At 70.1% G+C, this 19,813-nt stretch carries 17 protein-coding genes; 12 read left to right on the top strand and 5 right to left on the bottom strand.

Annotated features, from left to right (window positions below; genetic code table 11):
• Positions 1 to 18 precede the first annotated feature (18 nt).
• The 9 genes from IPN03_09210 (at position 19) to IPN03_09170 (ending at position 9,248) form a co-directional block, all read left to right on the top strand.
• On the top strand, positions 19 to 1,272 hold the full coding sequence (locus tag IPN03_09210) for a MiaB/RimO family radical SAM methylthiotransferase (protein ID MBK9373890.1): 1,254 nt from the start codon (positions 19 to 21) through the stop codon (positions 1,270 to 1,272).
• 69 nt (positions 1,273 to 1,341) lie between these two features.
• Positions 1,342 to 2,085 (top strand): YebC/PmpR family DNA-binding transcriptional regulator, encoded by a 744-nt coding sequence (locus tag IPN03_09205; GenBank protein MBK9373889.1) that lies wholly within the window; start codon positions 1,342 to 1,344, stop codon positions 2,083 to 2,085.
• 13 nt (positions 2,086 to 2,098) lie between these two features.
• Positions 2,099 to 2,635: a crossover junction endodeoxyribonuclease RuvC gene (ruvC, locus tag IPN03_09200; GenBank protein MBK9373888.1), complete on the top strand. Its 537-nt coding sequence runs from the start codon at positions 2,099 to 2,101 to the stop codon at positions 2,633 to 2,635.
• A gap of 49 nt (positions 2,636 to 2,684) precedes the next feature.
• Positions 2,685 to 3,578 carry a DUF4388 domain-containing protein gene (locus tag IPN03_09195; GenBank protein MBK9373887.1) on the top strand — a complete coding sequence of 298 codons (894 nt, stop codon included), beginning with the start codon at positions 2,685 to 2,687 and terminating at the stop codon, positions 3,576 to 3,578.
• 462 nt (positions 3,579 to 4,040) lie between these two features.
• Positions 4,041 to 5,390 (top strand): OmpA family protein, encoded by a 1,350-nt coding sequence (locus IPN03_09190; protein MBK9373886.1) that lies wholly within the window; start codon positions 4,041 to 4,043, stop codon positions 5,388 to 5,390.
• An 86-nt stretch (positions 5,391 to 5,476) separates the two neighbouring features.
• Positions 5,477 to 6,631, top strand: a complete 1,155-nt coding sequence (locus IPN03_09185) for an AI-2E family transporter (protein ID MBK9373885.1) — start codon at positions 5,477 to 5,479, stop codon at positions 6,629 to 6,631.
• A gap of 4 nt (positions 6,632 to 6,635) precedes the next feature.
• Positions 6,636 to 7,304, top strand: coding sequence for an SOS response-associated peptidase (locus tag IPN03_09180; protein ID MBK9373884.1), 669 nt, complete (start codon positions 6,636 to 6,638; stop codon positions 7,302 to 7,304).
• Between the two features lie 89 nt (positions 7,305 to 7,393).
• Entirely contained in the window at positions 7,394 to 8,617 is a 1,224-nt protein-coding gene (locus IPN03_09175; protein ID MBK9373883.1) for a hypothetical protein, read from the top strand.
• Between the two features lie 70 nt (positions 8,618 to 8,687).
• The gene (locus IPN03_09170; protein MBK9373882.1) at positions 8,688 to 9,248 is read left to right on the top strand and encodes a DJ-1/PfpI family protein; all 561 of its coding nucleotides are present in this window, start codon (positions 8,688 to 8,690) and stop codon (positions 9,246 to 9,248) included.
• Positions 9,249 to 9,272: 24 nt separating this feature from the next.
• Here the strand turns inward: IPN03_09170 and IPN03_09165 are convergent, their stop codons facing one another.
• Complete coding sequence (locus IPN03_09165) at positions 9,273 to 10,352, bottom strand: ketoacyl-ACP synthase III (protein ID MBK9373881.1); 1,080 nt, start codon at positions 10,350 to 10,352, stop codon at positions 9,273 to 9,275.
• A 201-nt stretch (positions 10,353 to 10,553) separates the two neighbouring features.
• On the opposite strand from IPN03_09165, the gene IPN03_09160 reads away from it, so the two are divergent.
• Positions 10,554 to 11,459 carry a hypothetical protein gene (locus IPN03_09160; GenBank protein MBK9373880.1) on the top strand — a complete coding sequence of 302 codons (906 nt, stop codon included), beginning with the start codon at positions 10,554 to 10,556 and terminating at the stop codon, positions 11,457 to 11,459.
• Between the two features lie 66 nt (positions 11,460 to 11,525).
• Here the strand turns inward: IPN03_09160 and IPN03_09155 are convergent, their stop codons facing one another.
• On the bottom strand, positions 11,526 to 13,658 hold the full coding sequence (locus tag IPN03_09155; protein MBK9373879.1) for a serine/threonine protein kinase: 2,133 nt from the start codon (positions 13,656 to 13,658) through the stop codon (positions 11,526 to 11,528).
• A 44-nt stretch (positions 13,659 to 13,702) separates the two neighbouring features.
• Between IPN03_09155 and IPN03_09150 the strand changes: the two genes are divergently transcribed.
• Complete coding sequence (locus IPN03_09150; protein ID MBK9373878.1) at positions 13,703 to 14,533, top strand: radical SAM protein; 831 nt, start codon at positions 13,703 to 13,705, stop codon at positions 14,531 to 14,533.
• A gap of 13 nt (positions 14,534 to 14,546) precedes the next feature.
• On the opposite strand, the gene IPN03_09145 is transcribed toward IPN03_09150, so the two are convergent.
• The 3 genes from IPN03_09145 to IPN03_09135 all read right to left on the bottom strand — a co-directional run bounded on the left by IPN03_09145 (position 14,547) and on the right by IPN03_09135 (position 18,319).
• Positions 14,547 to 17,051 carry a diguanylate cyclase gene (locus tag IPN03_09145; GenBank protein MBK9373877.1) on the bottom strand — a complete coding sequence of 835 codons (2,505 nt, stop codon included), beginning with the start codon at positions 17,049 to 17,051 and terminating at the stop codon, positions 14,547 to 14,549.
• 72 nt (positions 17,052 to 17,123) lie between these two features.
• On the bottom strand, positions 17,124 to 17,594 hold the full coding sequence (locus IPN03_09140; GenBank protein MBK9373876.1) for a DoxX family membrane protein: 471 nt from the start codon (positions 17,592 to 17,594) through the stop codon (positions 17,124 to 17,126).
• Positions 17,591 to 18,319 carry a rhodanese-like domain-containing protein gene (locus IPN03_09135; GenBank protein ID MBK9373875.1) on the bottom strand — a complete coding sequence of 243 codons (729 nt, stop codon included), beginning with the start codon at positions 18,317 to 18,319 and terminating at the stop codon, positions 17,591 to 17,593. Before IPN03_09135 ends, IPN03_09140 begins: the two co-directional genes overlap by 4 nt.
• 157 nt (positions 18,320 to 18,476) lie before the next feature.
• Here IPN03_09135 and IPN03_09130 point away from each other — a divergent pair, with 157 nt between their 5' ends.
• A complete protein-coding gene (locus tag IPN03_09130) occupies positions 18,477 to 19,769 on the top strand; it encodes a citrate synthase (protein ID MBK9373874.1) in 1,293 nt (430 codons plus the stop codon).
• Positions 19,770 to 19,813 lie beyond the last annotated feature (44 nt).

Raw genomic sequence — 19,813 nt, 5'->3', positions numbered from 1 at the left:
CAGGTTCTCGGATGCAAGGTGAGTCAGATCGAGGCGGGTCACCTCGCCCGGATACTGGAGACCGCCGGCATCTCTCGAGCTGCTCCGACGGCCTCTGCAGACGTCGTCGTTCTCCACGCCTGCACCGTGACCGAACGAGCGGACCGCGACGCCTTTCGGCTGCTCCGACGCCTCCGCCGCGAACACCCCGCGGCGCTCCTCGCCGTGACGGGGTGCCTCGCCGAGCGGGCCCCCGACGCCCTGGCGCGGCGTCCCGAGGTCGATCTCGTCGCCGGGCACCGAACCGCGGAAGCGCTGCCGCGCCTGATCGCGGAGGCGGCCGCGGGGCTCATCCCGGGAAAGGTCGCCGCGCTCGGCGTGTCTCCGGAGGAGGTCCTGCGTTCGCCTCTTTCGTGGACGACGGGACCGGGCCGCACACGCGCGTTCCTGAAGATCCAGGACGGTTGCGGCCGGCGCTGCGCGTTCTGCATCGTGCCATCCCTGCGGGGTGACGAACGCAGCGCACCGCTGGCCGAGGTCGAGGAAGCCATCCACGCCCTCGGCAGCCAGGGCGTTCCCGAGATCGTCCTGTGCGGGGTTCACCTCGCCGCTTTCGGAACGGAAAGGAGCGAAAGCCTCGCGGCGCTTCTCGGGAGGCTCGGGTCGCACCCGCCGCCGTGCCGGGTCCGTCTCTCGTCCCTCGAGCCGATGGAAGCCGGGGATGCGGTCGTCGACCTCGTCGCCGCGGGTGGCGTCGTCGCACCCCACCTGCACCTGCCGCTCCAGTCCGGATCCGACACCGTTCTGCGCCGGATGCGACGGGGCATGACCGCGGCCCGGTTCCGCACCCTGCTCCTCCGCGCATGGCGGGCGAACCCCCGGATCCATCTCGCGACCGACGTCATCGCCGGGTTTCCTGGAGAGTCGGACGCCGAGTTCGCGGAGACGGAAGCCCTGCTCCGGGACCTCCCCCTCGCGTCTCTTCACGTGTTCCCCTTCTCTCCCCGCACGGGTACCGCCGCCGCGAGCCTCGTCCCGAACACCGGCGTGCCCGGGGTCGTGGTCTCGCGCCGCGCCGCGAGACTCCGGGCCCTGGACTCCGAGCTCCGCAGCCGGTTCGCCCGCTCTCACGACGGACGCGAAGCCGACCTCGTCACCCTCAACGGGGGCGTCGGACTGACCGAGACCTACGTCGAGACGGCGCTCCCCGCGGGAAGCCCGCCGCCGGGAACACGATTCCGCGCGCGCCTCGCGCTCCGCGCCGACGGAACGCTCGAGGCTCAACCGGCCTGACGGGCCTCCTGATAGACTTCGGGGCTTCTGAATCCCGGCCCCAGCGGCCCAAATTCCTCGAGGTGAGCCATGTCCGGTCACAGCAAGTGGAGCACGATCAAGCACAAGAAGGGCGCCGCCGATGCCAAGCGCGGCCGGCTCTTCACGAAGCTGATCAAGGAAATCACGATGTCCGCAAAGGTCGGCGGCGGCGTGGTCGACTCGAACCCGCGCCTCCGAAGCGCGGTCCTCGCCGCGAAGAAAGCCTCGATGCCTTCGGACAACATCGACAAGGCGATCAAGCGGGGAACGGGCGAGCTCGAGGGCGTCACCTACGAGGAGATCACCTACGAGGGCTACGGCCCGGGAGGCGCCGCGATCCTCATCGAGGCGATGACCGACAACAAGAACCGGACGACCGCCGAGGTCCGCCACCTCCTCTCGAAGTACGGCGGGAACCTGGGAGCGACAGGGTCGGTCGCCTTCCAGTTCTCGAAGAAGGGCTACATCGCCGTCGAGAAGGGCGCCGCTTCCGAGGACGCGCTCATGGAAGCGGCGCTCGAGGCCGGCGCCGAGGACTTCCAGGCCGAGGATTCGGACATCTACGAGATCATCACCGACCTGGCCTCCTTCGAGACGGTGAAGGCGCAGCTCGAGGCGAAGAAGTTCGCGCTCCAGACCGCCGAGCTGCAGATGATCCCCTCGACGACCGTCGCCGTCGGCGACAAGGCTCCGGCCCTCCTGAAGCTCCTCGACATGCTCGAGGACAACGACGACGTGCAGAAGGTCTGGTCGAGCGGCGACATCGACGACCAGTACCTCCAGGACGCCTGAGCGCCGGGCCGGGGTGAGGATCCTCGGCGTCGATCCGGGGAGCCGCGCCGCAGGCTGGGCTCTCGTCTCCTTCGAAGGCCCGCCGCGGCTCGTCGCGGCGGGGGTCCTGCGCCCCGCGACGAATACGCCGTTCGCCCAGAGGCTCCTCGCGATCCACGACGGCCTCCTCGCCGTGGTCGAGCGGGAGCGCCCCGACGAGGCCGCCGTGGAACGGGTCTTCTCGGGCGTCAACCCCCAGAGCCTGATCACCCTCGGCGAGGCCAGGGGAGTCCTCCTGCTCGCGCTGGCCCGCGCCGGGATTCCCATCCACGAGGTCACGCCCGCCGAGATCAAGAAGACCGTCACCGGTACGGGACAGGCCGAGAAGGAGCAGGTCCGCAGGATGGTCCTCTCACTGCTGGGCTCCCCCTCCGGATTCTCGCGTCTGGCGCTCGACGCCGCCGACGCGGCCGCCGCCGCACTCACTCACGGGTTCCGGACGGCGGCAGGACGGAGATCGACCCTCGTTTCGGCCGCGTTCCCAGTCGTCAGACCCCGCGTCGGCGGTTGAGCATCCCGGGAGCGGGTGTTATCGTCCACCGTCGCGAGACTGCGTACAGATGTCTTTCCAAGGATCCCTCAAAGAGCTCCCCCTCGCCGATATCGTGCAGCTCGTCGCCGTATCGGGGAAGACCGGCATGTTCTCCCTGACGCGCGGCGCCGAGCAGGGCGCCGTCTACATCCAGAACGGTCAGATCACCCACGCGAGGGTGAACGAGACCGGAGGCGAGGACGCCATCTACGCTCTCGCGCTCTGGAACGAAGGTCAGTTCCAGTTCTCCGCAGGCATCGAGCCCGAGGTTCGGACGATCACCCGCTCGAACACGAACCTCCTCATGGAGGCGGCGCGGCGCAGCGACGAGTGGAAGATCCTCTCGAAGAAGATCCCCACGACCGACGCCGTTCCCCAGCTCGTCTGCCGGGAGGGCCTCAGCGAGCCCGTGACGCTGACGCCGGCGGAGTGGCTCATCGTCACGGGGATCGACGGCATCAAGTCCATCGAGGAGATCGCCCGGGCGGCGCGCCTGTCGGCGTTCGACGTCGCCAAGACACTCTACGGTCTCATCACCGCCGATCTCGTCGGGATCCGCTCGAAGGCCGAGGCGCGCGCGGCTTCCGCGACCGCCGCCCCGGCCGCGGCACCCGCCCCGTCGACGGCAGGCCCGGTCGTCACGACGCACAGCGGCGTCTTCAACGCGGTCACCCGCGGCGACGAACGCCGGAGCCTCCAGATCCTCTGCACGAAGGTGAAGCAGGAAGCCGAGAGCGCCGCCCTCGCACCGGGAGATCCCGCGATCGACCGGCTCTATCGCGCCGCCCTCGGCGAGGTCGACAAAGGACGCGGTCTGGACGTCGTGAGGGAGCTGATCCGGAGCCTCGAGCAGACGGTCGCCGCTCTCCGCGGACGCGAGGCGAGCCTCGCCTTCCGCGAGAAGATGGCCCCCCTGCTCTGAAGTAATCCCGGGAAACCCGCGGCCGGGTTTCCCGGACCCTTCCGCGCCCCAGGGCACGACGTCGGATCCCTCTTCCTCCTGCCTCCTTCGTTCGCGCTTTCCCGGACCCTTCCGCGCCCCGGGGCACGACGTCGGATCCCTCTTCCTCCTGCCTCCGTTCGATTCGCGGCCGGGTTTCCCGGACCCTTCCGCGCCCCGGGGCACGACGTCGGATCCCTCTTCCTCCTGCCTCCGTTCGATTCGCGGCCGGGTTTCCCGGACCCTTCCGCGCCAGGGGGCTCGACCTCGTCACCCGGGCCCCCCGATTCCCCGATGACGGTCCGGATGGTCAATTGACTTTGACGGGAAATCCCGTGCTGCTAGACTCTTGACAACTGATCCGAGCCTAGGACACGGAACCGCTTCACCTTCCCCGATATGGGGGTGACTCCTCCGGTCCCCGGCTGGAAATAAGGAGACTCGATGCGACGGATGCGGACCGGACTCCTCCTCGCGCTGGCCGTGGCACTTTTCGCGGCCTCTCCGCTGAGCGCTCAGGTGGCTCCCACCCTCACCGGCGAGACCGGGCTCTTCGGCATCTACGACGCGCAGACCGTCCCACAGGGGCGCTTCGCGTTCTCCATCTTCTACAGCATGTACGACCGGACGGCTGCGCCGGTGCCGCAGGTCGTGCCCTACCCGGACGACCCCATGCAGTACAGCTCCGACAAGCTCGGGCTGACGATGGCGTTCGGCCTCCTCCCGAACTGGGAAGCATCGTTCAGCTCCGGGCAGCGGTACTTCTCGGCCGACGGCCGGTCCTGGGGTGGCAACATCAACGGCCGGAACCGCTACGGCGAGATCGACCACGACGAGACCGACAAGTTCCGCATCGGCTCGAAGGTGATCCTCAATCCGAGAGATCCCGTGAAGGTCGCGCTCTTCGGCGCGGTCTACATCCCGACGCAGAGCCGGAGCGACACGCAGGCGCTCTCCTCCTACCGGTCCGACTGGGAGTGGGGATTCTCCGGCACGTACGGGATCTTCACCGGTCAGTTCGGGTACCTCTGGACGGCGGACTGGGCCGTCGAGGGAGAGGAATACGAGATCTCGAACGAGATGCGGTGGTCCGCGGGCGTCGGCGTTCCGATCATCCCCGACACGCTGAAAGGGATCTTCGAGATCCAGCGGGTCATGTACGACGGTGGCACGACGCAACCGCACGACTACACGGACGCCGTTCTCGGCGCCCGGCTCTCTCTCGGCGACAGCGGCCTCGTCGCAGGGGCCGGCCTGAGGGCCAACATCGACAACTGGGTCAAGTACGGCAGTTCCCCGAGCAACCTCGGAGGCATCGTCCAGCTCTCCTGGCTGCCGCAGCCGGAGAAGGCCGTCGCCCCGGTGCTCGTCCCGTCTCCTCACGAGCCGCCTCCCGTCGAGCCGGCGCCCGCCCCCGTCGTCGAGCCCGCCCCGGCCCCCGTCGTCGAGGCGCCTCCCGCTCCGAAACCCGAGACGTCCACCACCGACGAGATCCTCTTCGACGCCGCGAAGAGCCGGCTCACGAACATCGCAAAGGCGATCCTCGACGGCGTCGCCCTCCGCCTGAAGAACAACCTCTCGGCGACCTGCACGATCGTCGGCTTCACCGACCCGAAGGAAAAGGGCGACCATGCCGCCCTCGGCAAGGCCCGCGCCGACGCCGCCAAGGACTACCTCGTCAAGAGGCACGGCATCGACGCCGCCCGCATCCAGGTCGACGCCCGGGGCGACACCGAGGCCGGGGACGACGCGACGCGCAACCGCCGCGCCGTCGTCACGGTGACCTTCCCGTAGCCTCGCCCGCTCCCCGAACCTCTCCCTGCGGCCGGCCTCGCGCCGGCCGCTCGCGTCTGTCCCCGTCGCGCTAAACTGGACCCGCATTGGATAGCAGCGGCGCCTTCACGACCGGAACGAGCCCCGCGCTTGGCGGGGCTTTTCATTCCCGCGCGCTCGTCGTCCTCGCGACGGCGGCCGTCGTCGGGCTCCTCTGGGCCGGCAAGGTCCTCTTCGTCACGATCTTCTTCGCGCTCTTCCTCTCCTTCGCGCTCCACCCGTTCGTGGAGCTCCTCGAGAAGATCCGCGTGCCCAGGCCGCTCGCCGCGTTCGTCATCCTCCTTCTCCTGTGCGCGCTCGTGGCGTTCTTCATCGTCAACGCCCTCGACCAGGCGCAGGCCTTCTCCCGCGACTGGCCCTCGTACGAACGGAAGATCCAGGGGCTGACCGCGCAGGCACGCGGCCTCTTCTCGCGCATCGAGGAAGGCACCCGCAGGCTCCTCTCCGACGGGGAGCGGGCCGGCGTCCGAGCCGTCCGCCTCGAGGAGGGGATGCTCGACTCCGTCGCCCGCGTCGTCCTCCAGATGAGGACGATCTTCTCCCTCGCCCTCTACACCGCAGCCGTTCCGATGCTCGCCTTCTTCATGCTGAAGGACCGCGAGAAGTACGCCGGGGCGCTCACGCGGATCCTCCGGCGAAAAGGCGGCCGGGCGGCGTCCGACTTCGCCGTCAACGTCGCGCACGTCCTCTCGGGTTACGTCCTCGGCGAGCTCTTCGTCGTCCTCATCACGGCCTGCATCACGACGGCGGGGCTCCTGATCCTGCAGGTGCCCTACAGCTACGTCCTCGGCCCCCTCGCGGGCCTCTGCGTCCTGCTTCCGTACGTCGGCGTGATCCTGTCGACGACGCCCGCGCTCTTCGTGGCATTCCTCGGGACCGACGAGCCGTTCCTCGCGCTGAAGGTCATCCTCTTCTACTCGATCGTGCAGTTCCTGGAAGGCAACGTCCTGACGCCGTTCATCGTCGGCAGCCGCGTGCGGCTCCACCCCCTCGCCGTCCTCGTCGCGTTCCTCTTCTGGGGAATCCTGTGGGGCCTGCCCGGCGCGATCCTGGCCGTCCCGCTGACCGCGGCAATCAAGGTGGTCGGCGAACGGTTCGAGCGGTTCGCTCCCTGGGCCGCGCTCCTCGGCGACCGGACGCCCGACCCGGAACCCGAGCCCGTGGAGGAGAAGAGGGAGCCGGACGAGAAGGCCGCCGGGTAGCGCCGTGTGCGGCCGCTACGTCCAGACGAGCCCGGCCGACGCCCTGGCGACCCGGTTCGGAGCACGGCTTCCCGAGGGGATCGCGTGGACGCCACGATGGAACGTCGCGCCCGGAACGCGCGCCCCGCTCGTCCGTGACGACGGCGCCGGTCCCGTCCTGGCTTGCCTGACGTGGGGGCTCTGCCCCTCGTGGGCCGCGGACGATTCCGGTCTCCGGCCGATCAACGCGCGGGCCGAAGGAATCGCCGAAAAGCCGATGTTTCGCGCCGCGCTGAAGCACCGGCGGGCCGTCGTTGCGGCGGACGGTTTCTACGAGTGGAAGGTCGAGGGACGGGGGAAGACCCCCTGGCTCTTCCGGCTCGCGGGGGGCGCACCGTTCGTCTTCGCGGGGCTCTGGGAGCGTCGCGAGGCCCCCGGCGCCGGGCCCTTCGAGAGCTTCGCGATCGTCACCACGGCCGCGAACGGGCTCGTCCAGCCCGTCCACGCGCGCATGCCGGTCCTCCTCGACGCGGAGACCGAGGCGCTCTGGCGGCGGCAGGGGCCGCTCTCGGCGGCCGAGCTCGAGCGGTGCTTCGCGCCTTTCGACGCGGGGGCCATGGAGGCGTGGCCCGTCTCCACCTGGGTCAACGCCGCCTCTCACGACGGGCCCCGCTGCATCGAACCGGCGCGCTGACGCCCGGGCGGTTCTGGCCTGGGTCCGCCCCGCTTCGTGCGAAACGCGATCCTTCCCATGGGCCGTTCGTCCTCCTAGACTGCGCCGCGATGCACCCTGCCTGCCGCGACGCCTACAACAGCGCATTCACAGAAGAGCTCTACAGGCGGCAGTCCGCAGACCTCGCCCGCCGCGCCGGGGCCGAGGCGGGCTTCCGCCTCGCCGAGACGCCCGTCTTCCTCACGCACGAGCTGGAAGAACGCCTCGTCTCGGCAGCGCACGGGATCCTCGCGCAGATCTCGAGGCCCGAGGCGATCGCCCGGCTCCGACGCTTCGTCCCGCGCGAGTGGGATGCCCCGGGGATGGACGCCCTCCCGTCCCTGGCGCAGGTCGACCTGGCGATCGTCACCGGCCCGGACGGCTCCCTGTCGCCGAAGCTGATCGAGCTTCAGGGCTTCCCCTCGCTTTCGGCGTTCGAGGTGATGCAGGCCGACGCCTGGAGCGACGCGCTCGAAGGAATCCCGGGACTTCCGGCCACCGGGTTCAGCCCCTACTTCTCGGGGCTCACGCGCAGCGGTTTCGTCGACCTTTTCCGGCGTACCGTCGTCGGCGGGCACGACCCCGAGCACGTCGTCCTCCTCGACCTGGACCCCGAATCCCAGAAGACGTACGTCGATTTCACGGCCACCCAGAAGCTCCTCGGCGTCGAGTCCCTGTGCGCGACGAAAGTCGAAAAGGAGGGCCGGCGGCTCTTCCGCAGGAAGGGCGGGCGGCGCATCCCGATCGAGAGGATCTACAACCGGGTCGTCTTCGACGAGCTCATCCGTTCGGGAAAATCCCTCCCGTTCGACTTCCGCGACGAGCTCGACGTCACCTGGGCGCCGCACCCGAACTGGTTCTGGGTATGGTCGAAGGCGGCCCTCCCCCTCCTGGACCACCCGGCGGCACCGCGCGCCCGGACTCTCTCGCAGATCGACGAGCTCCCTGCCGACCTCTCCTCCGGCTGGGTCCTCAAGCCGCTCTTCTCCTTCGCCGGAGGAGGCGTGAACATCGAGCCGACCCCGGAGGACGTCTCGCGGATTCCGGAGTCCGATCGGGACGCCTGGTGCCTTCAGGAGAAGATCTCCTACGCGCCGTGCCTGCGCGCCACCGACGGCGGCGGCGTCAAGGTCGAGATCCGGATGATGTTCTTCCGCCCCGAGGGCGAGACCTCTTTCACGCTCGGCCTGAACCTCTGCCGCCTCTCGCGCGGCCGCATGCTCGGCGTCGACTTCAACAAGGACTTCACCTGGGTCGGCTCGTCGGTGGCGCTCCGGCCCCAGAGCGGTTCCTGAGGAGGCCCCGGGGAGCCGCTTGACAGGGACCGCGCGGGCGGAGATCGTCCCGGTCAGTACGGGAGGTCAAGTGACGCAGAACCTGAAAGGCCTGAAGGTCCTCTTCCTCGTTGCGCCGAAGGGCTTCCAGGACGAGGAGCTCGAGAAGCCCCGCCGGATCCTCGAAGCGGCAGGCGCCGAGGTCGTCGTCGCATCGGTTCTGGCCGGCCCCGCCTCAGGCCAGGGCGGCCTCGTCCTGGATGCCATGTCCATCGTCGAAGCGCGCCCCACCGATTTCGCCGGGGCCGTCGTCGTGGGGGGCATGGGCTCCGTCGACCTCTGGGAGAACGGTATCGCCCACAAGTTCTTCCGCATGGCCGCCAACGACGGCAAGCCCATCGGCGCGCTGTCCCTGGGCGTCGGGCTCCTCGCGAAGGCGGGCCTCCTCGAAGGGAAGGCGGCGACGATCTGGCTCACGCCCGACGCCCTGCGTGCCCTCAAGGACGGCGGCGCCCGCTACGAAAAGAAGCCCGTCGTCATCGCCGCAGGCATCCTCACGGCCGACGGCCCGGCTTCGGCCGAGAGCTTCGGCAACATCTTCGCCGAGCTTCTCGACGGCTCCAGGTCACGGTCGGGGCGCGTCACGCGCTGACCGTTCTCGCAGGGCGCCGAGCGCTCAGATGCGCGCGACCGCGGCGCCCCAGTGCAGGCCTGCGCCGAGGGCCGTGAAGCCGACGAGCGCGCCCGGACCGATTCGCCCCGCGGCCACGGCCTCGTCGTAGACGAGGGGGAGCGTCGCGGCCGTCGTGTTGCCGTACTTCTGGATGTTGTTGAAGACCTTCTCGTCGGGAAGTCCGAGGACCTTCTGGACCGACTCGTTGATCCTCAGGTTCGCCTGGTGCATCAGGAGGAGGTCCAGCTCCCCGAGACCGTGGCCCGTCTTCGCGAGAACGTCCCGCACCGCCTCCGGCATCAGCTGGCTCGCGAGGCGGAAGACCTGCCGGCCCTCGACGATGGGGATCGTCCCGAGGGCGTCGAACATCTCCGGCGTGAAATATGGGCGTGACTTGCAGCCGCCGCCGGGAACGTAGAGCTTGTCCCAGTGGGCGCCGTCCGTCTTCATGACGAAGCCGAGGAAGCCGCGGCCGTCGCCCGATTCGTTCGCCTCGAGGACCAGCGCGCCCGCGCCGTCCCCGAAAAGGACCGCACGGTCCCGCATCCCGGTCGCCCTCTCGTACCAGTAGGGGTCGCACGGCCCCTCGCCTCGACCGAGCATCACGTCCCAGACGGATTCGGGCCACGGCATCAGCCCGGAGTGGACCTCGGCGCCCACGAGAAGGACCCGGTCGTAGGTCCCCGAACGGATGAAGGCGTCGGCGGTCTGCAGGCCGGAGAGGAATCCGGCGCACTGCATCCGGATGTCCAGGGCGAAGGTGCTCGTCATCCCGAGCCGGGCCGCGAGAAGACCGCCGCTTCCCGGGAAGTAGTGGTCCGGGGTCATCGTCGCGAAGATGACGAGGTCGACGTCGCCGGGCGTCAACCCGGCCTTCTCGAGGGCCGTTCGGGCCGCGTGCTCGGCGAGCTCGGCAGGGCCGACTCCGGGCGCGACGAACCGGCGCTCCCGGATGCCCGTCCGCGGGACGATCCACGCGTCGGTGGTGTCCATGATCCTCGAGAGCATCTCGTTCGTGACGACCTGGGGCGGAAGGTAGCTGCCGGAGCTGCGGATGACGGTCGTTCTCTGTCTGGAGCTCATGCGAGGGCGGGGAGTCTAGCCCGGCCGTCCCGGCGGCGCGAGGGCGGGTACCGCAGGCGATCTCCCGCTTCCTCCGGGCGCGGCGCCCGCCGGGCACGGAACGTCCTCTTTCGTGTCCGGCCGCACGGCGCCCGGGCCGGCACGCCGGTTGAAGGGGACAGCGGGCGGGCGGAGAATGCCCGCAGTACGGAGGATCGATTGATGAAGAAGAACCTCGCCGTGGCGCTCGGCCTCCTCGCGGCCGTCGCCTCGTCCGCCGCGGCAGCCGCAGCCAAGCCGCGGGTGGCCGTCATCGAGTTCAAGGACAAGACGTCCCACTACAGCTGGTACCGCGCCGGTGAGGCCGCCCAGGACATGTTCGTCACCGAGCTCGTCAAGAGCGGGAAGTACCGCGTCATCGAGCGCGAGCAGCTCGCCGCGATCATGCAGGAGAAGGGCCTCTCCCTCTCCGGTGACATCGATCCCAAGACGGCCGTCAAGGCGGGAAAGCTCCTCGGGGTCGAGTACCTCGTCACCGGGGCGCTGACCGAGCTGGGCGTCGCCGACCGGGGCGCCCGGGTCCCCGGTGTCTTCGGCATGCCGTCCGTGCGCGTCGGCTCGCAGAAGATGGACGCCTCCATCGACGCCCGGATGATCAACACGACCACCGGCGAGATCGTCTGGGCCGACACCGCCAAGGAGACGACCTCCGACGCGAGCGTCTACGTCGCGGGCGCCGGCGGTGGCGTCGACGACAAGCGCAAGCTCGATCGGGTTCTGAGGCCCGTCGTCGTGAAGCTCGCGGCGTCCATGGCGCAAGCCTCGGCCCCGACCTCGGGCCTCGGCGGCGCGGGAGACGCCTCCGGAATCGCCGGCAAGATCGCGAAGGTCGAGGGGGGCTCGGTCTTCCTCAACGTCGGCGCCGAGGCCGGCGTCAAGGAAGGCGACGCGTTCGACGTCTACCGGGTCGGCAACGTCATCAAGGACCCCGACACGGGTGAGGTCCTCGGCTCCGACGAGACGAAGGTCGGCCGCGTGAAGGTCACGAAGGTGATGGGCGCCCGCCTCTCGACGGCTTCGATCGTCAGCGGCTCGGGCTTCAAGTCCGGCGACATGATCAAGAACTGACGAGGTCGGAGAGGGCCAGGTGCGGGCGCGGCGGGTTCCCCGCCGCGCCCGTTCGCGTTTCCGGGGTTACCGCCGGTCGAGGAGCTGGCAGGCCTCTTCGATGCCGCCCGAGCAGCCTTCCCTGAGGAGCGCCGTGGCCTTTCGGCTGTCGCGGACCTCGACGGCCCGGAGCGCCCGCGCGAAGAGGACCATCCTGTTGCCGGGCGCCCGCTCGGCGGCCGCCTCGAGCTCTTCGTCGAGATCGCCCCGCACGTCTCCGAACGCGAGGCCCAGGATCCAGTTCGCGTCCGGTCCCGGGTTCCGCCCCTTCCCGCGCATCACCTTCCTCACGAATCGCAGGACGCGCCCTCCGGCGGCCCCGGCGGCGTCGACCCTGAAGGCCTCGGCGAGCTGCTGCCACGCCGTGGCGTTGTCACCGTTGAGAAAGGCGCTCCCGGCCCGCGTGTAGAGATCGATGAAGAACGCCTCCGGCTCGTCGCTGGTGGCGGAGATCTCACGTGCCGCACCCCCGGCCTCGGCGAGGGCCTCCCGGGTCAGCGTTCCCTTCGTCCGGGTCGTGTCGAGGGCGACGTAGGCCCGCTCGACCCGGGAGTCCAGGGACCAGCTTCCCCCGTCCACGAGAGCCTCGCGCCTCGGAAGCGCCAGCTCTCCTCCATCCGCCTGCGTCATCTCGCGCTCCGCCACGCCAGGACGCCGCGGCCGGTCCTCGCCGCGGGACATCGTCGAGCCTCCCGTGGCCGCCGGCGGCCGCCCCTCGGCGGGGTCCGTCGTGGTCGTAGCGGCCGTCGAGCCCGTATCCGCGACCTGCCCCATCGGCGACCCGGCGTCAGCCGGGGATTCAGGGGCGTCCGGCGGCTTCGCCGGGTCGGACCCGGCCGACGCGAAGCCCGCCGTCCCCGCTTCCGTGACCGTTCCCGCTACCCCGCTCGCCCCGCCGCCCGACGGCAGAGCTTCTGCCGGCGCTGTGGACGTTTCGACGCTCGCGAGCGTCGACGCCGTCGCGGGCGGGGCGTCGCCGTCCTTCCCGGGCGCCAGGCGCGACCACGCGAACCAGCCGCCGCCGCCGAGCACCGCGAGGACGAGAGCCGCTGCCACGGCGAGCACGGCGGGGCTCGGCCCTTTTTTCGGCCGGGCAGCCGGCGGCGGTGGCGGAAGCGAGGCCGCGGCGGCCATCTTCGCTTCGGGCGACGACAGGTTCCCGCCCGAGACGACGTTGGCGGGCCTGGAAACCACCGTCGGAAGACTCTCGACGGCCGCGTCCCGGCGGCCCTCGAGGAACGTCGGCGCGCCGTGGATCGTGGGCGCTCCCGGTGGCGGCGGCGGGACCGCGCGCACCGGAGCCGAGGTCGCGGCGATCGATCCGAGGGAGAGCCCGAAGACGGCGGCGAGAGCCGACACGAGCTCCGTGCAGCTGCCGTAGCGCTGGGCGGCGTTCTTCGAGAGCCCGCGAGAGAGGACGTCGTCGACGCCCGGGGGCAACCCTCCGATGAACGAGGTCACCGGCTCGGGCGGGACGCTGACGTGCTGGTGGAGAACCGCGAGAGGCGTGTCCGCCTTGAAGGGAACGCGCCCCGTCAGCATCTCGAAGGCGATGCAGGCGAGGGCGTACTGGTCGGCCCGCGCGTCGAGCGCCTTCCCCATCGCCTGTTCCGGCGCCATGTACGACGGCGTCCCCATCACCGTGCCCGTGGCCGTGAGCCCCGACACCGAGTCGGCGCTGCGCGCCAGGCCGAAGTCGGCCAGGAGCGGTCGTCCCGAGGCGTCGAGGAGGACGTTCCCCGGCTTGACGTCGCGGTGGAGGATCCCCTTCGAATGAGCGTGGTCGAGGGCGGCCGCGATCGCGGCGAGCCAGGGCACCGCCTCGGCGGGTGGCACGGGCCCCCGGATCCGCTCCTTCAGCGAGCCCCCGGAGACCAGGGGCATGACGAGGTACGAAACGTCCTTGCCCCCGAGGGGCGCCGTCCCGAAATCGTAGACGGAGAGGATGTTCGGGTGCTCGAGCCCCGCCACGAGGCGCGCTTCCCGGAGGAAGCGTTCCGCGAAGGTCGGGTCCGCGGCGATCGGATCGTGGATGACCTTGACGGCGACGGTGCGGTGGAGGGTCTGGTCCTCGGCCCGCCAGACTTCCGACATTCCGCCGGCGCCCGCGCGCTCGAGTAGGCGATATCGACCCAGGAGGGTTCCGGGGGTTACGGCCATGGCGTCCTCGTTTCTCGGCCTTAGCATACGACCCGGGGGCCCTCGTGAGTGAGAAGCGCGTCACGCACCGTCACGATCGCGCCGCCAACGGGCGGCGCTTCGTCTACGTCGTCCGCTCGCGACGGTCGGGAGGTCTTTCCGTCGGGATCAACCTCGACCCGCAGCAGACCTGCAACTTCGACTGCGTCTATTGCGAGGTGATCGACCGGCGCGCGATCGCCCGCCACGTGCGACGCCCGGCGATCGTGGCTTCCGAGGTGACGGCCGAGCTCTCGACGGTGCTGGTCGCTCTTCGCGGCGGCGGCGAGGCCCCTCGCGACGTCGCCTTCGCCGGGGACGGCGAGCCGTCCACCTTCCGCGGGTTCCTCCCGCTCGCACGCGTGGTGCTCGACGCGCGGGATGCGGCAGGCCTCTCCGGCGTCCCGGTGATCCTCATCACGAACGGCTCCGGGCTCGGCCGGGCCGAGATGCGGGAGGCCCACGACCTCTTCGCCTCCCGCGGCGGCCGCTTCTGGGTCAAGCTCGACGCGGGAACCGAGCCGTTCTACCGCGCCGTCTGCCGCACGTCGGTTCCCTTCGCGCGCGTCCTGGCGAACCTCACCGCCGCCGCGCGCCGGCACCCCGTCGTCGTCCAGTCGATGTTCTTCCGTTCGGACGCGCTCGGGATCCCTTCAACCGCGGAGGTCGCGGCCTGGGCCGGCCGGCTCGCCGACGTCGTCCGGGCCGGCGGCTCGCTCGCGGCGGTGCAGGTCTACACGGTGGCGCGGGAGACGATGGAAGCGGGAGTTCATCCGCTTTCGACGGATGCCCTCGAGGACATCGCCCGGGTCGCGCGCCTCACGGTGCACGCCGTTCCCGTCGAAGTCTTCGCGTGAAACGGTTTCGGCGCTAGAACGCGTCGCCGAGGTCCGCCTCGGCGAGGGCCCCGTACTGGGAGATCGTTCCGGGACCGGCGCGGTTCGCGTCGTCCAGCGCCTCCTCGGCGCGCGAGAGGAGGCTCGCGGTGTCGAACGCGTCCTCCGGGTAGGCCGCGAGCCCGATCGTCAGGGAGAACTTCAGGCCGGTCGCCTCGAGCCTCGGGTCGAAAGCCGACATGAAGTTCTTCTGGATCGCCTCCGCGGCGCGCTGCGCCGTCGCCTTGTTCGCCTCGAAGACGAGGATCCAGAAGCGGTCGCCCTTTCCCCGTCCGACGATGTTCACGGACCGCGTCGCCCGGACGAGCTGCGCCGCCACCTTCGGCAGGAGCGAATCGCCGTAGGGAACGCCGAAACGCTGGCCCGCCTCGGCGAGCCCGTCCACACGGATGTGCGCCACGGAAAGGGGCTGTCCGCTCCGCTCCGCGCGCCTCAGCTCCGACTCGAGCCGCCTCAGGATCGCCCCCTGGTTGTAGAGACCGGTGACGCCGTCGCGCTCGGTCTGCTGCTCGATGATCTTCATGAGCCGCGAGTTGTGGAGAGCGACGGCGGCGGCGTCGGCGAGGAGGGAGAGCCTCCCGCCGAGCTCCGAAGGCCAGGTGTTGCCGGGCGAGCGGAACGTGAACGTCAGGACGCCGATCTGTTCGTCCTGGTAGAGGAGCGGGACGGCCGCGGCGCGCAGGGTCGCCGGGGACGTCGCGCCCGACGCAGGCGGGTAGAGCGCGGCGACCTCCGTCTCTCCGACGAGGACGAGCGCCTTCTCGAGCCAGGCGCGGACGACGGGGTGTTCGGTGCTCTCGGTCGGGACGGCACGATGCCCCTCGGCGCCTCCGTCGCCGCCCCAGTGCGCGAGGACGCGAAGCGATTTCGTCTGGGCGTCGGCGTCCCAGAACTGGGCGCTCGTGCCGGCGAGGAGCGCGACGGCCTGCTCGCAGAGGGTCTGCTTGATGCGCGCGCCGTCGAAGGTCGTCGTGAAGGAGCGCCCGACCTCGCGCAGGCGGTCGAGAAACCGGTAGGACTCGCGCTCCCGCTGCAGGAGGCGGGCCGACGTCACGGCGAGCGAGACCTCGACCGCGAGAGCCTGGAACGAACGGAGCATCGGAGGGCCGAAGGCCCAGGGACGGCCGGCGCCCAACCCGACGAGGGCACCGACGATCTCGCCCCGGGACGCGAGCGGTACGGCGACGAGGCTGAGGGGCCGCGGCAGGTCCTTGGCCGCGTCGGGCACCGGCACGAGGTCGAGCCCCTGCTCTCCGGATGCCACGTCGGGCAGGAGGGCGTAGGACCCTTCGGCCGAGAGGACCTCGAACAGCGCCTTCGGAATCTCATCGCGGCCCCGCCCGGGCGGCGCCCCCCCTTTCCAGCAGAAGGCCGAAGGCCCTGCGAGCTGGTCGAGCGGGTGGAGCTGAACGGCGCAGAGGTCGAGGTCGAAGTGGGAACCGATCTCCTGGACGGTCCTCTCCAGGATTGCGTCGAGCTCCGTCAGGCCGCCCAGGGCGGCGTGGACGCGATTCACGAAGGCGACCCGTTCGGCGTTGCGCCGCTCGGCGTCGATGAGGCGCGCCTTCTCGAGGGCTCCGGCGGCGAGGCGGGCGAGCTCCTGGACGAGGCGCATCTCCTGCGGGGTCAGGACGAAGGCGCCCCGGCGCGACATCGTCAGGAAGCCGAAGACGACGTCTCCCTGTTCGAGAGGTATGGCCAGCCGGCGGCGGCGGCGGGGGCCCTTGCTGTCGTCGTCATCGTCATCGTCGTCGAACGCGGGGCCGTGCGCCGCGAGCGCCCGGACGAGAATGCCGTCGGCGTCGATCGGCCGGCGCTGGCCGGGGACGAACCCGCCACCGGAACCCGGAGACGTGCCCTGCCCGAGGATGTGTTCGATCTCCTTCTGCTCGGCGTGGTAACGGTAGGCCTGGACCTGGTCGAACTCGAGCTGTCGCTGCAGCGAGGCCGCCGTGAGACGGACGACCTCGTCCGCGTTGAGCGTGTGAAGGGCACCGGACGCGAGCTCGAAGAGGGCGACGGCCTCCTCGCGCCGCTTCACGAGCGTCGCGACGCTCCGCTCGCGTTCCAGGATCCGTCCGAAGATCTGCGCGAAGGAGCGGATGCCCTCGTCGACGTCGACCCCCTTCCCCGCCGACAGGGGAAGGGAGACGCCGAAGGCGCCGCTCACCTGTTCTCCCACCTTCACCGGGGCGCAGACGAAGATGAGTCCCGACTCGGCCACGCGCTTCTCGCGCCCTTCCGCGAGGAGCCCTTCGAGGACGCGGCCGAGCCGCTGCTCGGCAGCCGTCGCGACGATGGAGGAACCCGCCCGGCTGATCGGCGGCGCTCCCCCGGCCGGCTGGAGCGCGACGGCGACCGCGTCGAAGAAGCGCAGTGCGGTGTCCAGGATGGTCCCGATCGACTCGTCCAGAAACCGCCCCTCGGTGAGAACGGTTTCGAACGCCTTCAGGAGGGCGAGGTCACGATTGGTCGGCACGGCTTCGACGTTCTCCGGATATTGCTCTGGCCCGGATCATAGCCGGGTTCCGTGCACCAGGGGCGGAGCGCGTCAGGCTGCAGGGTCCCCCTCCGCCCGGTCCGCCCCGAGGAGTCCCTGCGCGACGAGAAGGAGCATTCCGACGTCCCGCACGATCACCATCCACATCTCGTGAAGCCGCTCCTCCACGCTCAGCCCGGCCGCCGCGACGTCGAAGCAGCCGCAGTCGATGGCGTTACCCCGGAGGAGGTTGATCGAGATGGCGAGGATGAAAACGGCGAGCAGCGCGCCGACGAGGCACGCCGCCGTCCTTCGCCATATTCCGCAGATCAGGGCGATCCCCATCAGCAGCTCGGCCCACGGCATCGTCAGAGCCGCCAGGTTCACGAGGGGGCCCGGAAGCAGACGGTAGTTGTAGACCATGTGGGCGAAGGAGGGCGGGTCGGCGATCTTCGGGAGCGCCGCGACGACGAAGAAGATTCCCAGCGCGATCTGGGTCCGCACCGTGAGCCAGGGATGGGTCAGGGCTTCCCGGACCGTCACGCCGGGCCCCCGGTACGAGCCGCCCCGCCCCTCTTCACCCAGTCGGGGAAGCCATCCCTGTAGACGAGGAGGTTCTCGAAGCCCGCACCGAAGAGCGTCTGGGCGAGCATGTGCGAGTCCTCGCAGTCGCCTCCGGAGCAGTAGAGGACGACGGGAAGAGAGGGATCGCGGCCCTGGGCGACGAGCTCCGCGACCCGTTCCCTCACGACCTCCGACTCCCAGACCGGAAAGGAACGAGCCCCGGCAACGTGTCCCTCTGCGAAGTCCTTCGTACGGCGTGCATCGAGGAAGAGGGCGCCGCGGGCGTGGAGCCAGGCCGCCGCTTCTCCCGTGATCTCGACGAAAGGCTGGCCGTGCACGGGAAACCGGCCGAGAAGCTCGGCGGAGGGACTCTGCGACCCCGGGTCCGGCGGTACGTCCCGGACGGTTGCCGGCACGGCGGCGATCGGGGTCGGACGGGCGGCGGGAGCCTGCGCGGTGCCGCTCGCCGGGACCCCTTCTGCGGGCGTGGGTGCCACTGCGGCCGGCACCGGCGGGGCGGGAGGCTCTTCGAACGTGGCCAGCGGCCGCGCTTCGGGCCGGGCTGTGACCGTCGTCGCGTTCGGGTAGTCGCCCGGGATCGCCAGCCGGCGCTCCTTGCCGGCGAGAGCGTTGGACACGAGCGCACAGGCGACCGAGAGACCGACGAGGGTTCCGGCCTCGGCGAGAAAACGTCGAAGGTTCATTCAGCGTCTCCGTGGGGGCGATCGGGCCCGCCGGAAGGTCTATGCAAGCCCCTCGCCCTGCCCGGCTGCGCCGGAAAGGCGCGCAAGGGCCGCGATACAGGCCCTTCCGGGGCTAGAATTGCCGGTCCAGTCCAGCGTGCCAAGGAAGGGGAGAAGGATGAGCGAGAACAGCCTGACGATTCGGGACAACCGGACCGGCAAAGAGTACGTCGTTCCGGTCGAGAACGACACCATCCGGGCGATGGACCTCCGGAAGATCAAGGTCAACCCGGACGACTTCGGCCTGATGACGTACGACCCGGCGTTCCTCAACACCGCGTCGTGCAAGTCGAAGATCACCTTCATCGACGGCGACAAGGGAATCCTCGAGTACCGCGGCTACCCGATCGAGCAGCTCGCCGAGAAGTCGAGCTTCCTCGAGGTCGCCTGGCTCCTCTGGAACGGCGAGCTGCCGACGAAGCCCGAGCTCGCCGAGTTCACCCGCCACGTCACGCACCACACCTACCTGCACGAGAACATCAAGAAGTTCATGGAGGGGTTCCGGCACGACGCGCACCCGATGGGGATGCTGCAGTCGACGGTCGGCGCGCTCTCGACGTTCTACCCGACCGCCAAGCACGTGAACGACCCTCGGCAGCGCGCCCACCACACGATCCGTCTCATCGCGAAGATGCCGACGATCGCCGCGTTCGCCTACCGCCACACGATCGGCTTCCCGTACGTCTACCCCGACAACGAGCTCTCGTACGTCGGCAACTTCCTCTCGATGCTCCGGAAGATGTCGGAGCCGAAGTACAAGGTGAACCCGGTCCTCGAGCGGGCCCTCGACGTCCTGTTCATCCTCCACGCGGACCACGAGCAGAACTGCTCCACGAACGCGATGCGGGCGATCAGCTCCGCCCAGACCGACCCCTACTCGAGCCTCTCCGGCGCCATCTCCGCGCTCTACGGGCCGCTCCACGGCGGCGCGAACGAGGCGGTCCTCACGATGCTCCGCGAGATCGGGACCATCAACAACGTCCCCGCCTTCGTCAAGGAGGTCAAGGAGGGACAGGGCGAGAAGAAGCTGATGGGCTTCGGGCACCGGGTCTACAAGAACTACGACCCGCGCGCGAAGGTCATCAAGGGGCTTGCCGACCAGGTCTTCGAGGTGACCGGGAAGAACCCGCTCCTGACGATCGCCGTCGAGCTCGAGCGGATCGCCCTGCAGGACGACTACTTCGTGAAGCGGAAGCTCTACCCGAACGTCGACTTCTACTCGGGCCTCATCTACGAGGCGATGGGATTCCCGCCCGACTACTTCACCGTCCTCTTCGCGATCGGGAGGACCGCGGGCTGGCTCGCGCAGTGGCACGAGATGGTCAACGACACCGACCAGAAGATCGCCCGCCCCCGGCAGGTCTTCCTCGGGCCCGCGCGGCGCGACTACGTCCCGCTCGAGAGCCGCTGATCTCGAACTCGAACGAACACGGTCCGTTCAAAGGGGGAGGCGGA

It is taken from the genome of Holophagales bacterium, from assembly GCA_016719485.1.
GTDB lineage: Bacteria > Acidobacteriota > Thermoanaerobaculia > UBA5066 > UBA5066 > UBA5066.
Note: the sequence above shows the minus strand (reverse complement) of the source record. Positions and strands in the feature narration are given on the sequence as shown.

Coding starts and splice junctions, on each gene's coding strand:
- IPN03_09195 (MBK9373887.1), top strand. CDS start 2,685: ATGTCTTTCCAAGGATCCCTCAAAGAGCTCCCCCTCGCCGATATCGTG.
- IPN03_09175 (MBK9373883.1), top strand. CDS start 7,394: ATGCACCCTGCCTGCCGCGACGCCTACAACAGCGCATTCACAGAAGAG.
- IPN03_09165 (MBK9373881.1), bottom strand. CDS start 10,352: ATGAGCTCCAGACAGAGAACGACCGTCATCCGCAGCTCCGGCAGCTAC.
- IPN03_09130 (MBK9373874.1), top strand. CDS start 18,477: ATGAGCGAGAACAGCCTGACGATTCGGGACAACCGGACCGGCAAAGAG.
- IPN03_09190 (MBK9373886.1), top strand. CDS start 4,041: ATGCGACGGATGCGGACCGGACTCCTCCTCGCGCTGGCCGTGGCACTT.
- IPN03_09160 (MBK9373880.1), top strand. CDS start 10,554: ATGAAGAAGAACCTCGCCGTGGCGCTCGGCCTCCTCGCGGCCGTCGCC.
- IPN03_09155 (MBK9373879.1), bottom strand. CDS start 13,658: ATGGCCGTAACCCCCGGAACCCTCCTGGGTCGATATCGCCTACTCGAG.
- IPN03_09135 (MBK9373875.1), bottom strand. CDS start 18,319: ATGAACCTTCGACGTTTTCTCGCCGAGGCCGGAACCCTCGTCGGTCTC.
- IPN03_09205 (MBK9373889.1), top strand. CDS start 1,342: ATGTCCGGTCACAGCAAGTGGAGCACGATCAAGCACAAGAAGGGCGCC.